This window comes from Paraburkholderia edwinii (assembly GCF_019428685.1).
Classification (GTDB): domain Bacteria; phylum Pseudomonadota; class Gammaproteobacteria; order Burkholderiales; family Burkholderiaceae; genus Paraburkholderia; species Paraburkholderia edwinii.
On sequence record NZ_CP080095.1, the window covers coordinates 2,409,124 to 2,423,486 of the forward strand.

The 14,363-nt window shown below is 64.0% G+C and carries 10 protein-coding genes; 8 read left to right on the plus strand and 2 right to left on the minus strand.

Annotated elements, in window-relative coordinates; translation table 11 throughout:
- Positions 1–701: 701 nt before the first annotated feature.
- Positions 702–2,333 carry a transposase gene (locus KZJ38_RS36470; RefSeq protein ID WP_246641712.1) on the plus strand — a complete coding sequence of 544 codons (1,632 nt, stop codon included), beginning with the start codon at positions 702–704 and terminating at the stop codon, positions 2,331–2,333.
- Positions 2,334–2,650: 317 nt separating this feature from the next.
- Here the strand turns inward: KZJ38_RS36470 and KZJ38_RS10695 are convergent, their stop codons facing one another.
- The gene (locus KZJ38_RS10695) at positions 2,651–4,189 is read right to left on the minus strand and encodes a mannose-1-phosphate guanylyltransferase/mannose-6-phosphate isomerase (protein WP_219800003.1); all 1,539 of its coding nucleotides are present in this window, start codon (positions 4,187–4,189) and stop codon (positions 2,651–2,653) included.
- Between the two features lie 69 nt (positions 4,190–4,258).
- Entirely contained in the window at positions 4,259–4,681 is a 423-nt protein-coding gene (locus tag KZJ38_RS10700) for a hypothetical protein (RefSeq protein WP_219800004.1), read from the minus strand.
- Positions 4,682–4,729: 48 nt separating this feature from the next.
- Here KZJ38_RS10700 and KZJ38_RS10705 point away from each other — a divergent pair, with 48 nt between their 5' ends.
- The 7 genes from KZJ38_RS10705 (at position 4,730) to KZJ38_RS10735 (ending at position 14,363) form a co-directional block, all read left to right on the plus strand.
- The gene (locus KZJ38_RS10705) at positions 4,730–6,154 is read left to right on the plus strand and encodes an undecaprenyl-phosphate glucose phosphotransferase (protein ID WP_219800005.1); all 1,425 of its coding nucleotides are present in this window, start codon (positions 4,730–4,732) and stop codon (positions 6,152–6,154) included.
- Between the two features lie 170 nt (positions 6,155–6,324).
- Positions 6,325–7,743 (plus strand): UDP-glucose dehydrogenase family protein, encoded by a 1,419-nt coding sequence (locus tag KZJ38_RS10710; protein WP_219800006.1) that lies wholly within the window; start codon positions 6,325–6,327, stop codon positions 7,741–7,743.
- A gap of 142 nt (positions 7,744–7,885) precedes the next feature.
- Positions 7,886–8,329 carry an arsenate reductase/protein-tyrosine-phosphatase family protein gene (locus tag KZJ38_RS10715; RefSeq protein ID WP_219800007.1) on the plus strand — a complete coding sequence of 148 codons (444 nt, stop codon included), beginning with the start codon at positions 7,886–7,888 and terminating at the stop codon, positions 8,327–8,329.
- The gene (locus KZJ38_RS10720) at positions 8,323–9,501 is read left to right on the plus strand and encodes a polysaccharide biosynthesis/export family protein (RefSeq protein ID WP_219800008.1); all 1,179 of its coding nucleotides are present in this window, start codon (positions 8,323–8,325) and stop codon (positions 9,499–9,501) included. Before KZJ38_RS10715 ends, KZJ38_RS10720 begins: the two co-directional genes overlap by 7 nt.
- 197 nt (positions 9,502–9,698) lie before the next feature.
- Positions 9,699–11,933, plus strand: coding sequence for a polysaccharide biosynthesis tyrosine autokinase (locus tag KZJ38_RS10725; RefSeq protein WP_425518341.1), 2,235 nt, complete (start codon positions 9,699–9,701; stop codon positions 11,931–11,933).
- A 68-nt stretch (positions 11,934–12,001) separates the two neighbouring features.
- Positions 12,002–12,946: a glycosyltransferase family 2 protein gene (locus tag KZJ38_RS10730; protein WP_219800009.1), complete on the plus strand. Its 945-nt coding sequence runs from the start codon at positions 12,002–12,004 to the stop codon at positions 12,944–12,946.
- Positions 12,947–13,154: 208 nt separating this feature from the next.
- Entirely contained in the window at positions 13,155–14,363 is a 1,209-nt protein-coding gene (locus KZJ38_RS10735; protein WP_219800010.1) for a glycosyltransferase, read from the plus strand.

The following is a 14,363-nucleotide window of genomic DNA, read 5'->3' on the forward strand; positions in this document are numbered from 1 at the left end:
GAAGCGGCGGCAATGAAGCCGGCGGCAATCGCAGCGGAGGCATTCGCAGCGGCGGCAATCGCAGCGGAGGCAATCGAAGGCAATCGAAGCGTCGGCGCAAAACGCGCACTCGCGAGCCGCGGTAGCGATGCGCGAACGAGTCGACAAACGCATCGACAAACGCACCGGCAAGCGAAAAGCATCTCGCCGAAATGAGCCATGAAAGCAGCACGCAAACGGCATGCGTCACGAAGCGTATGAATCGCGCAACGCCTGTGTTGCGCGCCGGTCGCAAAGTGGGTTGTGCGGCGGATCAGGGCATCGTTTGAATAAGTTAAACGAAGAAGCGCCCGGACGAACGGATGCGAGCCGCGAAGTTCGCGTTCGCTGCAACAGAATGCGCGACGTTTCCGTGACAAATGCGCGCAAAACATCCGGGCAAACAGGACAAGATTGTTTCTATCCGTAACACTTGCCCACGCCACATTCATGCTTACCCTGGTAATGGTATGCTTCGTGCACAAATTCTCCCATGCATGAGTGAGACCACGTTTCGTGCGCGCTAATTGGGAAAACACGCACTGGCGCCGTGCGCCATGCGCTTTCTTCGCAATGCAGCCGGAACGGAAAACATATTGTGCAAACCGGGGGCGCTTACACGAGCCATAGAAGTTCGTGACGGCCCAAAGCCGCGGCCTGGCCTGGCCCGCGTGGAGAAATGCATGTTTTTCGATGAGCTAAGCAATGACGAATGGGCACGTTTGTCCGCGCTCGTTTCCGATGAGCCAGCCGTCCGGTTGAATCGCCGTGGACGGCCCCGGGCCGAACCACGTATCGTCGCCAACGCCGTGTTGTGGATTCTCACTACCGGCGAACCCTGGTCGAAGCTGCCGGGACGTTATCCGTCCGGCCCGACCTGCCGCCGCCGTTTCGAAGAATGGCAGGCAAATGGAACCCTGATTGAAATGGTTCGTCTGCTGTCCGAGACGGGCCGTGCGTTCGCGTATATCCCTGAACCGACTCCGCCCGCCGCGGCGAAGCCGGCGCCTGAAGTCGAGCAGCAGCCGAAACCGCGCGACGACACCGTGCGCGGCGTCTACTGGAAGAGCCCCGAGTCGTGGCAGGCGTCGAGCGCCGCCACGGGCGTTACGAACGGCTGGCGCCCGCTGGGCGCCATGGCCGATATCACGCGCCAGCTTGCCGGCGGGGTCGACCCGCAAACGTTGTCGGAAGACACGGCACCGCCGGCCCATGCCGCTGCGTCGGGCGCCGCTGCGTCGAGCTCGCTTGCCGAGGGCGTGGCGCGCGAAGCCAAACCCGCGCACGCGGCGCATGCGCATCCGCAACACCCGATGCTTGACACGCGCGTCGAACGCGACGCGCGATATGGCGCGGCATACGACGCCGAGTCGGACGGTGCATCGTCGGGCGAGTCGCAGTTCGACGGTTCGCGATTCAACGATCACCTGAACGGTGCCCGCCCGTTCGACGGTCAAACTAGCGCTTACGCGATCGACACGCGTTCCGATGACCGTTCGTTCGACGGCCACGAAGACCCCTACGCTCAGGCCTACGCGGGCCACGCGCAACACGATGCCGGCTTGGACGACGACTGGGGCCACAGCCGTCAGCACGACCTCGCGAACTATCACGCACCGCTGTGGATGAATCTCGCGATGCCGGGCGGCGCGCAGTTCGACGACGAACGCGGCTATGTGATTTACGTTGTGGCCGAACGGGTCGCAAGCTCGATGTATCGTGCATGGGCCGAGATCATGAGAGACGGACGTCGCATCGAGCGCTCGGGCCTGATCGGCCCGCGTTTCGAAGACGACGAGGCAGCGCGCCGTTTCGCGCTCGAATGGGCGACCGACTGGATCGATCGCGAATGCGGCGAGTTGGCTGCGCACGCGTACGGCGACGGTGGCGCAGCAGTGGCCGAGCATGCCCGCGTGGCGAACCATGCATCCGCGAATGCCACTACGAACGGCATGCAGCAGAGCGTCGCCGGACTGGCGGGCAATGCGCCGGGGCAGGCGATGTCTCAAGCAGCGCAGGCGCCCGTGACGCGCGCGATGCCGGAGTCGGCCGCGGTGAAGAACTCGTTGCCGGCCGGCGCGAACCGCAATGGCAACGGTAGTGTTAACAGCGGCAGCGGCAACGGCGGCGCGAACGGCAGCGGTAGCGCCAATGGCTCCGCGCAATCGTCGGGCACGTCGTCATACCCGCAGCATGCAAACGCACATCGCATGCAATTGCGCCGTTATCCGAGTGAAGGCAGCAACAACACGTCGAACGACAAAACGACGGACCGCTTTCCGCCGACGCGCAAACTCCTGTCGCACGCGCGCTGAACCGCAGGTGACCTCAAGCGCCGGCGACAACCGGTAGGTAATTCAAGCGACTTCAAGCGACAATCGCGCCGCGGACCTGTTCTGGCCCGCGGCGCGATTTTCTTTGGATTCCCGCTTTTGTTGAACCTTGGTTGAACCTTGGCTTTCAGCCTGGCGCACACCACTCGTGCAACGAGGAAAGCGAGCGCGCGTGTAAGAACGACCTGGCCACAAGTCTCAACGCGCCAAGGGCAACAAAGGGCAACGGGCAACGCGCTAACAGCAAAGCAACAAGCAGCAGCCAAGGCCGCCGCCCGCGCGCCGCCCAATCACTCGCCTTACCGCCGTCCGTATGTATCGTCGAACCGGACGATATCGTCCTCGCCGAGATACGAGCCCGACTGCACCTCGATGATTTCGAGCGGCATCTTGCCCGGATTCTCGAGCCGGTGCGTGACACCGAGCGGGATATACGCCGATTCGTTTTCCGACACAATGAATCGCTCTTCGCCGCGCGTAACGAGCGCCGTGCCGCGCACGACGATCCAGTGCTCGGCGCGATGGTGGTGCATCTGCAGCGACAGCTGCGCGCCCGGTTTCACGACGATGCGCTTCACCTGGAAGCGCTCGCCCGTATCGACCGAATCATAGTGGCCCCACGGACGGTGCACCTTGCGGTGGTTGGTCGCCTCGGTGCCGCGCTCGCTACGAATGCGGCCGACCACCTTCTTCACATCCTGCACATGCGCTTTATCGGCGACGAGAATCGCATCGTCCGTTTCGACGACGACGAGATCCGTCGTGCCGACGCAAGCGATCAACCGTCCTTCCGAATGCGCGAACGTCGATTCGGCGCCTTCGAAAATCACGCGGCCGCGGCTCACGTTTTCCGCATCGTCCTTCGGCGAGATCTGCCAGATCGCGTCCCACGAACCGACGTCGGACCAGCCGGCCGCGAGCGGCACGACCACGCCGCTTGCCACCGACGCATCGCTGCCGAGCTTCTCCATCACCGCATAGTCGATCGAATTCGACGGACAGTTGCCGAATGCCTCGCGCTGCAGGCGGAAGAAGTCGCCGTCCGCAGTGCCGCCCGTATAAGCCGCCTCGGCCGCATCGTAGATCGCCGGGTGGAAGTGCCTGATCGCCTTCAGCCACGTCGACGCGCGCATGATGAAAATGCCGCTGTTCCACCAGTAATCCTGCGATTCGATATAACGCTGCGCGAGTTCGAGATGCGGCTTCTCGACAAAGCGGTCGAGATGCCGCGCGCCGCCCGCGGGCGCGCCTTCGTCGGACGCGGCCGGCATCGGCGCGCCGAGGCGGATGTAGCCATAACCGGTTTCGGCGCGCGTGGGCACGATGCCCATCGTCACGACATGGCCGGCCGCCGCGTGCTGGACACCGGCGGCCACCGCCGCCTGAAAGCCGGCGAGATCGGCGATCGAATGGTCCGCAGGCATCACGACCATGATTGCGTCCTCGTCCTGCGCGGCGACCGACAGCGCGGCCGCGGTCAACGCGGGCGCCGTGTCGCGGCCGACCGGCTCGAGCATGAGCCGGCTCGCCTTGCCGGCCACGCGCAACTGCTCGGCCGTCGTAAAGCGATGCTCTTCGTTGCAGACCACGACGAGTTGCTCGGCAACCGCATAACCCGCATCGAGCGCGTCGAGACGCCGGGTCGTCGATTGCAGGAGCGAGTCCTCACCTAGCAGGCCGATCAACTGCTTGGGATGCTGCTCGCGCGACATCGGCCATAAGCGCGTGCCGGAACCGCCGGCCAGAATCACCGGCTGGACCTTGAGCTTGACGGAAAGCGGCGCAGCGGAAGCGGGCCGGGATTGGACGGCGGTGGACGCCGTACCGAGAGCACTCATGGTTGACTCCTCGAGCTGGAATGAGTGCTCCGAGTTTTATCACGTAGTAAATAGTCAATAAAAGAGAGCTTAATTCGCAGCGAATTTTTCTAAAGATTTTTCCGCATGGAATTGCGATAGATTTAAGTCACTCCCACTCAAAAAAATCAAATAAATATGAGAATTAATGAAATGCTGTTCCGGTGTGCAGGACAAATTCCGGATGCATGAATACAACAGGCGGTTGAAAGTAATGTAAGAAATGCCGAGAAGGCCAGCTGGATAGCGGTGGAAACCGGTTTCCAGTGACCCGAAAGAGGTAATAGTTGCCGCAGAAATCAGAAAAAAATCGGGAAATAGTTTCCGATACAAATTGTTTTTTTTAGAAACTTGCGGCAGGAATTTTAATGCCTCTTTATTCATACTAGTACGAGGGTATTCACCAATTCGCCAGTGCATCCCCGCGCGAATAAAAACCGGAGCAGCCGGATTTTTATGAGCAGTCGCCCGCATGGGTTGCTGCCATGGTCCGGACCGTATTGATCAACGAGGTGCAGCAGTATGTTGAGCGTGCTATCGAGAATCATCGACATTGCGATGGTCGCCCTGGGCGCCATGATCGCGGCCGCGGTGCACAGCGGGCACTTCGTGTGGCTCGACGATATGCAAAGCATTTCGTTGACCTTCGACTGTCTGCTGATCGTGCTGTTTTTTCCGGCACTCGGCATCTATCAGTCGTGGCGCGGCAAATCGCTGTACGACCTGATGTGGCGCGTGTCGTGCGGATGGCTGCTGGTCGAGGTGACCGGCATCCTGATGAGCTTCAGCCTGCATCGCGCGGAACTTCTGTCGCGCCTGTGGCTCGGTTATTGGGCCGTGGCGAGCATCGTGCTGCTGATCGTTTCGAAAGCGCTTGTGCATACCGTGCTCAAAGGCTTGCGTCGCGAAGGCTTCAACCAGAAGGCGGTGGCCATCGTCGGCAGCGTGCCGTACGGCAAGTTTCTGGTCGAGCAGATCCGCAGCCGCCCCGATGCGGGCTTCACGCCGGTCATCGTCTATACCGAGGACGGCGCGCATAACCGTCGCGACGGCGATCCTCTCGACGATCCCGCCGCGAGCGAGCTCGGGCCGCACGATCTCGAAGGCGTGCCGGTCGTGCGCGACTTCGCGCATCTCGTGCAGATGATGCGGCGCGACGCGGTGCGCGAACTGTGGATGGCGCTGCCGATGTCGAAGGAACGCACGATCCATCGCTTCGTCACCGAGTTCCGCAACGACTTTGTGAACATCCGTTTTATTCCGGACGTGCGCAGCCTGACGCTCTTCAACCAGCCGATGGTCGATCTGCTCGGCGTACCGGCCATCAATCTCGCAGCCTCGCCGATCACCGATCTGCGCGTGCTGCCCAAGCGCGTATTCGATCGCCTGTTCGCGCTGTGCGCGCTGACCGCGTTGTCGCCGGTGATGGTCGTGATCGCGCTGTTTGTGAAGCTGTCGTCGCCAGGGCCCGTGTTTTTCCGGCAGAAGCGCAAGGGCATCGACGGCAACGAGTTCGAGATCTACAAGTTCCGCTCGATGAAGATGCACAAGGAGCAGGCGGGCAAGGTGACCCAGGCGACCAAGCGCGATCCGCGCATCACGCCGGTCGGCGCCTTCCTGCGCCGTACGAGCCTCGATGAACTGCCGCAGTTTATCAACGTGCTGAAGGGCGAAATGTCGGTAGTCGGGCCGCGTCCGCACGCACTCGAGCACGACGACATCTACAAGGATCTGGTGCGCGGCTATATGCACCGCTACCGGATCAAGCCGGGCATCACCGGCTGGGCGCAGATCAACGGTTACCGCGGCGAAACGGACCGCATCGAAAAGATGATGGGCCGCGTGAAGCTCGATCTGTACTACATGCAGCACTGGACGTTCTGGCTCGATATGAAGATCGTCGTGCTGACTTTCTGGAAAGGTTTCGTCGGCAGCAACGCATATTGAAGCGGCTGAAACGGCCCACGGCGGCAAGCGCCGCCGACGCACGAATGCGTGGGACGCCCCGCGTTGGGACGCCCCGTGTTTCCGCTTCGACGCGGCGCCGTGACTTCATTCGTTATTCGGTTGTGTCATTCGTGTCCACGGTGGACTACTCACTATTTGAGGTGTGATTCATGAACGTGACGATCATTGGAACCGGCTATGTCGGCCTTGTGACGGGCGCCTGTCTTGCCGATATCGGCAACGACGTGTTCTGTCTCGACGTCGATCAGCGCAAGATCGATGTGCTGAACAACGGCGGCGTGCCGATCCATGAGCCTGGTCTTCTCGAGATCATCGCCCGCAACCGCAAGGCGGGCCGCCTCACGTTCTCGACCGACGTCGCGGCTTCGGTCGCGCACGGCGACATCCAGTTCATCGCGGTCGGCACGCCGCCCGACGAAGACGGCTCCGCGGACCTGCAATACGTGCTCGCGGCCGCCCGCAACATCGGCAAGCATATGGACGGCTTCAAGGTGATCGTCGACAAGTCGACGGTGCCGGTCGGCACCGCGCGCCGCGTCGCCGCGGCCGTGTCGGAAGAGCTCGCCGCGCGCGGCTCGAAGCAGATGTTCTCGGTGGTTTCGAACCCCGAGTTCCTGAAGGAAGGCGCGGCCGTCGAAGACTTCACGCGGCCGGACCGCATCGTGATCGGCTGCGACGAAGACGTGCCCGGCGAAAAAGCGCGCGACATGATGAAGCGCCTCTATGCGCCGTTCAACCGCAACCGCGAGCGCACGCTGTACATGGACGTCGGCTCGGCCGAATTCACGAAGTACGCGGCCAACGCGATGCTCGCGACGCGCATCTCGTTCATGAACGAACTTGCGAATCTCGCGGACCGCGTCGGCGCCGATATCGAAGCGGTGCGCCGCGGCATCGGCTCGGATCCGCGCATCGGCTACGACTTCCTGTATGCGGGCTGCGGCTACGGCGGCTCGTGCTTCCCGAAGGATGTGCAGGCGCTGATCCGCACCGCTAACGAACGCGGCGAGGGACTGCAGATTCTCGAAGCCGTCGAAGCAGTCAACGACGCGCAGAAGAAGATTCTCGCGAACAAGATCGTCGCGCGTCTCGGTGGCGATCTGTCGGACCGCACGTTCGCGGTCTGGGGCCTCGCGTTCAAGCCGAATACCGACGATATGCGCGAAGCGCCGAGCCGTCCGCTGATTGCCGAACTGCTCGCGCGCGGCGCGAAGGTCAAGGCCTACGACCCGGTCGCGATCGATGAAGCGAAGCGCGTGCTTGCGCTCGATCTCGAATCGATGCCGCAGCGTCATGCGCGCCTGTCGTTCGTCGACGAGGAAATGGAGGCGCTCAATGGCGCCGATGCGCTCGTGATCCTGACCGAATGGAAGGTGTTCAAGAGCCCCGATTTCGACAGCCTGAAATCGAACCTGAAGACGCCGCTAATTTTCGACGGCCGCAATCTGTATGAGCCCGATTCGATGCGCGAGCTCGGCATCGAGTATCACGCGATCGGCCGCCAGCACGCTCAGCAGGATGCGAGCGTGCGCGATGGATCGAAGGCGATGGCTGCGACTGCAATCTAGGCATCGGCGCCGGCGCCGCAGCCTTGCAAGCTTTCACGCATGCAAGGCTGCACCCAGGTTTTTTTGACAAACCGCTTGAGAACTTTTGACCACTATCGGACAAAGAACCGTTCAACCTAGCAAGACATCCACGGATATCGACATGTTCGCCAATGTCCTGATCGTCTGCCACGCCAACGTCTGCCGGTCGCCTGCGGCAGAAATGCTGTTCAAGGCGTGTCAGTACCGACAACCGGGCGCGCCAATTGCGTTCCACTCCGCCGGCATCCGCGCGGTGGACGGCGACGGGATGGATCCCATCATGCGGCGCCTGCTCGCCGAACGCGGCATCACCGCCGGCGAACATCATGCGCGGCGCCTGAACAAACGGATGGTGCGCGACGCGGACCTGGTGCTCGTGACCGAACGCCGCCAGGTCAAGGACGTCGAAGCGCTGGACCCGGCTGCACGCGGCAAGGTCCACGCGCTCGGCAAATGGGAGGGCTCCGACGTCGTCGACCCACACGGCGGCGAAGAGCGGGAGTACCGCGAAAGCCTCGTCCTTATCGAACATCTGGTCATGGGATGGCTCAACAAAATATGCTGAAGCGAAATATCACCTTTGTTTTTCTCCTTGTGCTGGCGTCCTTTTTGTCAGCGTGCTCGATTGCGCCCGGTAACCACCTCGACACGTCGCGTCTGAACGAACAGGCGCCGACCGGCCCCGCGCCGACCTACGACGTGAAGCTGATCGACGCGCAACTGATCGTCGAGCAGGCCAAGTTCACCGCGGCGATGGCGCCGCCGCCGCTGCCGCCGTCGCAATACACATTGCAGGACTATGTCTATCACGTCGAGCCGCAGGACATTCTCGGCGTCACCGTGTGGAATCACCCGGAGCTGACGACGCAAAGCGGCACATCGCTCTCGACCGGCGGCAATACCACGCAGACCATCTCGAGCGTGCTGCAGCAGCCGTACACGACCGCGCTGCCGGGCCAGGCCGATCCGTTCGGCCAGACCGTGACCCCCGACGGCACGATCTTCTTCCCGTTCGTCGGACGCATTCGCGCGGCCGGCAAAACCACCTCGCAGATTCGCGACGAACTCTCGATCGGACTCCGGCCGTTTATCAAGGACCCGCAGGTCGATGTGCGCGTGCTCGCGTTTCGCAGCCAGCGCGTCGACGTGACGGGCGAAGTGAAGACGCCCGGGCCGCTCGCAATCAGCGACGTGCCGCTGAAACTGGTCGATGCGATCACGCGCTCGGGCGGTACGAACCCCGATGCCGACCTGCAGCGCGTGCGCCTGACGCGCGCCAAGAAGCTCTACATCCTGAACGCGGACGCGATGCTCGATCGCGGCGACACCTCGCAGGACGTGCTGCTGCAACCGGGCGACGTGATCAACGTGCCGGACCGCACCGACAGCCGCATCTTCGTGATGGGCGAGGTGAAGACCCCGGCCACGCTGAATATGCTGAAGGGCCGCTTCACGATCGCCGATGCGCTGACCGGCGCGGGCGGCATTCTCGATACCGATGCGAACCCTCGGCAGATCTTCGTGATGCGCGGCATGCGCGACAACCCGACCTCGCCGCAGATTTTCCGGCTCGACATGACGCAACCCGACGCGGTGATGCTGAGCTCGCAATTCCAGCTGCAGCCGCTCGACGTGGTGTATGTCGGAACTGCCGCCGGCGCAACGTTCAACCGCATGATCCAGCAGATTCTGCCGGCCCTGCAGTCCGTGTTCTTTATCAAGGAGCTGACGAACTGATCGCCCCTTGCGGCCGGGGTTGCGCCGCCCGAAGCTGATTCGACGATGGTCGAACCGACGACGGCGGCAGCCTGAATACGCAGCTAACGGGCACACGCAACCCGATCGCCGGCGGCCGGGCCCTGCATCGCGCAGGCCGGCCGCCCCCGAAATCGCAGTACCCCGAACCGAGCGGGGATTAACCCGGGGATTGAACCGTGAGTACTCAAGTCAACACGCATCTGGCCATTCAGGGCCGAACCGAGGAAGAGGACGTCGTCCTCGGTCAGCTGATCCAGACGATCATCGACGACGTCTGGTGGCTGGTCGCGATCGCCGCGACGATCGTCGCGATAGCGGGCGTGTACTGCTACATCGCAAAGCCGGTCTATTCGGCCGACGCGCACGTGCGCGTCGAACCGCAGGACAACACGTCGCAGGCGCTCACGCAGAACCAGACCGGCGCGGCCATCACGACCGGCGCCGGCGGCGGCTCGGCCGCGCTGCCGACCGATGCCGAGATCGAAATCATCAAAAGCCGCGGCGTGCTCGGGCCCGTCGTGCAGCAGATGAAACTGAACTTCTCGGTCACGCCGAAGACGTTCCCGTTTCTCGGCCGGCTCGCCGCGCGTCTGCATCATGCCGATGGGCTCGCGAAGCCGTGGTTCGGTCTGAACTCCTATGCATGGGGCGGCGAGCAGGCGACCGTCGACTCGGTTGAAGTGACGCCCGCGCTCGAAGGCAAACAGCTCACGATGACCGCGCTCGCAGGCAATCAGTACGAGCTGCGCGCACCGGACGGCCAACTGCTGTTGCACGGCCAGGTCGGCGAAACCGCGCAGGGCGGCGGCGTGACGATCGTGGTCGACAAGCTCGTTGCGCGGCCGGGCACGCAGTTCACCGTGGTGCGCTCGAACGATCTCGACGCGATCGCTGGTTTCCAGGGGGCCATCAAGGTGGCCGAGCAGGGCAAGCAGACGGGCGTGATCCAGATCTCGCTCGAAAGCGGCGACCCCGATCAGGCCGCGGCAATCGCGAACGCGGTTGCGCAGTCGTACCTGCGCGAGCATATCCAGACGAAGCAGGCCGACGCGAGCCGCATGCTCGACTTCCTGAAGAGCGAGGAGCCGCGCCTGAAGTCCGAGCTCGAGAATTCCGAGGCCGCGCTGACCGCCTATCAGAGCAAGTCCGGCTCGATCAACGCATCGGATGAAGCGACCATCTACCTGAACGGCGCGGTCGACTACCAGAAGCAGATCGCCTCGCTGAAGATGCAGATCGCCTCGCTGCAGCAGACCTACGCGAACGATCACCCGATCCTCAAGGCCGCGCGCGAACAGATGGCCGAACTGCAGGCGCAGGAAGCCCGCTATTCGGCGCGTTTCCGCGATCTGCCGGCGACCGAAGTGCGCGCCGTGCAGCTGCAACGCGATGCGAAGGTCGCGGAAGACATCTACGTGCTGCTGCTCAACCGCGTGCAGGAACTCTCGGTGCAGCGCGCCGGGACCGGCGGCAACGTGCATATCGTCGATGCGGCGCTGCGCCCGGGCGAGCCCGTCAAGCCGAAGAAATTCCTGATCCTGTCGGCGGCGACCATTCTCGGTTTGATCGCGGGAATCGGCTTTGTGCTGGTCCGCCGGAACATGTTCAAGGGCATCGACGATCCTGAACACGTCGAGCGCATCTTCCATCTGCCGGTGTACGGTCTCGTGCCGCTGTCGGCCGAGCAGGCCGTGCTCGAAAACCAGGTTTCGCGCGGCGCCTCGCGCGAGCGCCAGGTGCTCGCCAACGCAAAGCCGAAGGACGTCTGCGTCGAAGCGCTGCGCAGCCTGCGTACGTCGATCCAGTTCACGCTGATGGACGCGCGCAACCGCATCATCATGCTGACCGGACCGATGCCGGCGGTCGGCAAGAGCTTCCTGACGGTCAACCTCGCCGTGCTGCTCGCGCACTCGGGCAAGCGCGTGCTGATGATCGACGGCGATATGCGGCGCGGCTCGCTCGAGCGGCACCTCGGCGGCACGCAGGCGAACGGCCTATCGGAACTGCTGTCCGGGCAGATCTCGCTCGAAGAGGCGATTCGCCAGACCGACACGCCGGGCCTGATGTTTATCTCGTGCGGCGTGCGTCCGCCGAACCCGTCGGAGCTGCTGATGTCGCCGCGTCTGCCGCAGTATCTCGACGCGCTGCAAAAGCGCTACGACGTGGTGCTGATCGATACGCCGCCGGTGCTCGCGGTGACCGACGCGTCGATTATCGGCGGCTATGTCGGCTCGACTTTCTTCGTGGTGCGCTCGGGCATGCATACCGAGAACGAGATCAGCGATTCGCTCAAGCGTCTGAGCGTGGCCGGCGTGCACGTGCAGGGCGCGATCTTCAACGCGATGCCGACCCGCGCGCGTGGCGGTTACGACCGCAGCTACGCGGCCGTTCAGGAATACCTGAGCACGTGATCAAGACAGGGTGAGGTTGAAACTGAGCTTGCAACCGAGCTCGAGACTGAGCCTGAGCGGAGGAAAGGATGAAAATTACGGTGCTGGTTCCGACCTTTCGCCGTCCGGACGATCTGACGCGCTGTCTTGCCGCCCTCGAGCGGCAGCACCGCGCGCCGGACGAAGTGGTGGTGGTCGTGCGTCCCGACGACCACGCGACGCATGCGTGCCTCGACGCGCATGTGGCAAAGAATGTGGCCCAGCATGTGGCCAATAAGCGGCTGCCGCTCGTGGTCGCGCCGGTGGAGCTGCCGGGACAGGTGGCCGCGCTGAACCGCGGCCTCGATGCGGCGATGGGCGACGTGATCGCGATTACCGACGACGACGCGGCGCCGCACGCCGACTGGCTCGCGCGCATCGAAGCGCACTTCGCCGCCGACCCGAAGCTGGGCGCGCTCGGCGGGCGCGACTGGGTGCACGAGAAGGGCGGCGTGCTGAACGGCTCGCGCGAGCAGGTCGGCAAACTGACGCGCTCGGGCAAGCTGATCGGCAATCACCATCTCGGCGTGGGCGGCGCGCGCGAAGTCGACATGCTGAAGGGCGCGAACATGAGCTACCGGCGCGCGGCGATCCGCACGCTGCGTTTCGATACGCGGCTGCGCGGCGCGGGCGCCCAGGTTCACAACGACATGGCGTTCAGCATGAGCGTGAAGCGCGCGGGCTGGAAGCTGGTCTACGACCCGCACGTGGCCGTCGATCATTTCCCGGCCGAGCGTCACGACGATGACGGCCGCGACGCGCAGACGATGACCGCGCTCGGCAACGCCGCCTACAACCTGCATCTGATTTTGCGCGCGCACCTGACGCCGTTGCACCGCGAGACCGCATGGTGGTGGTATGCGCTGGTCGGCACGCGCGCCTACCCGGGCTTCGCCCATGCGCTGCTTGCGATGGCATCGCGCAAGCGCGTGCAACTGTCGCGCTGGAAGGCGGTGCGCAGCGGCGCACGCGAAGCGCGCCGCGCCTTGCCGTAACGGCGCGCGGCGAACCGCCGCCCTGGTGAACTGCCGTCCGGCGGATCGCCGCCCGACGGATTCGCCGCGCGACGGATCGCCGCGATTGTTTTGTCGCTGTCGCGTATTCCTGCATCGCGTGGTTCACATCGCATTTTCGTTGCGCGCCGTTGCGCCGATCGTGCCGATGTCCGCGATGTGCCTCTGAACACGCAGACCGGGAGCCTGCATGAGCATCAATGTCAACGTCCATCTTTTTTACGGCGCGGACCCCCGCACTTATCGCAAGGGCGACAACATCGGCTGCCTGTACGGCTATCACCATGCCGAATCCGACGAGTTCCGCCTGACGTACTCGGAGGACGCGCGCGAAAGCAAGCCCGTGAAGCTCATGCGCCGCGCACTGAAGGCGCTCGCCGGCTTCGACATGATCCACACGTGGCGCAACCGCGAGCAGATTCTCGGCTCGGACGTCGTCTGGACGCACACCGAGCACGAGCACCTCGCCGTCGCTTTGCTGCTGATGCTGCACGGCCAGCGTTTTCGCGGGCGCGCCGCGCCGCTGCTGCTCGCGCAAAGCATCTGGCTGCTCGACAAATGGGCCGACTACGGCATGCTGCGGCGCTGGTTCTACCGCAAGCTGGTCGCGCGCGCGGACGTGCTCACGACGCACTCGAGCGTGAATGCCGCGCTGTGCCGCCGCTACCTGCAGCGTGAAGCGACCCAGGTGTTCTACGGCCTGAACACGCACGATTTCCCGGTGCACCAGCCCGACGCGTGGCAGCCGCATACGCCGCTGCGCATCGCGGCGATCGGCAACGACCGCGACCGCGACTGGCGCACGCTGATCGAAGCGTTCGGCAACGATGCGCGCTACGAAGTGAAGCTCGCGACGCGGCGGCGCATTCCGTCGTCGCTGCGCGCGCCGAACGTCGAGATCGCATCGGCATCGGGTATCGCCAAACAGCGCGATCTGTATGCGTGGGCCGACGTGATCGTGGTGCCGCTGCGGCATAACTCGCATGTCTCCGGGCTGACGGTGACGCTCGAGGCCGCGGCGGTCGGCAAGCCGATGATCGTGACCGACGTCGGCGGCCTGAATGAGTATTTCTCCGCGCAGGCGGCGAGCTACGTGCCGCCGTTCGATCCGCGGGCGCTGCGCGAGGCCGCCGATCGCCTCGCCGCGTCGCCGGACGCGGCCGTGCGCCAGGCGCGCGCGGCAGCGTCCGAATTGCTGGCGCGCGATTTCACGACGCAGCAGTTCGCGCAGCAGCATGTGACGATCACACGCGATCTGCTGCAGCGTCGCATGCGCGCATCGGGCAGCGGCGTGTCGGCAAGCGGCGCGGGCGGCGGTGTCGGTGGTGGCGTCGGCGGTGGTGTCCGCAGTGGTGTCGACAGGGCCGCCGCAGCGCGCGGCAATCGCGGAGGCGCGTAA

Bases quoted from the DNA above. Each gene is read 5' to 3' on its own strand.
- KZJ38_RS36470 (WP_246641712.1), top strand. From the start codon at position 702: ATGTTTTTCGATGAGCTAAGCAATGACGAATGGGCACGTTTGTCCGCG.
- KZJ38_RS10695 (WP_219800003.1), bottom strand. From the start codon at position 4,189: ATGAGTGCTCTCGGTACGGCGTCCACCGCCGTCCAATCCCGGCCCGCT.
- KZJ38_RS10700 (WP_219800004.1), bottom strand. From the start codon at position 4,681: ATGCGGGCGACTGCTCATAAAAATCCGGCTGCTCCGGTTTTTATTCGC.
- KZJ38_RS10705 (WP_219800005.1), top strand. From the start codon at position 4,730: ATGTTGAGCGTGCTATCGAGAATCATCGACATTGCGATGGTCGCCCTG.
- KZJ38_RS10710 (WP_219800006.1), top strand. From the start codon at position 6,325: ATGAACGTGACGATCATTGGAACCGGCTATGTCGGCCTTGTGACGGGC.
- KZJ38_RS10715 (WP_219800007.1), top strand. From the start codon at position 7,886: ATGTTCGCCAATGTCCTGATCGTCTGCCACGCCAACGTCTGCCGGTCG.
- KZJ38_RS10720 (WP_219800008.1), top strand. From the start codon at position 8,323: ATGCTGAAGCGAAATATCACCTTTGTTTTTCTCCTTGTGCTGGCGTCC.
- KZJ38_RS10730 (WP_219800009.1), top strand. From the start codon at position 12,002: ATGAAAATTACGGTGCTGGTTCCGACCTTTCGCCGTCCGGACGATCTG.
- KZJ38_RS10735 (WP_219800010.1), top strand. From the start codon at position 13,155: ATGAGCATCAATGTCAACGTCCATCTTTTTTACGGCGCGGACCCCCGC.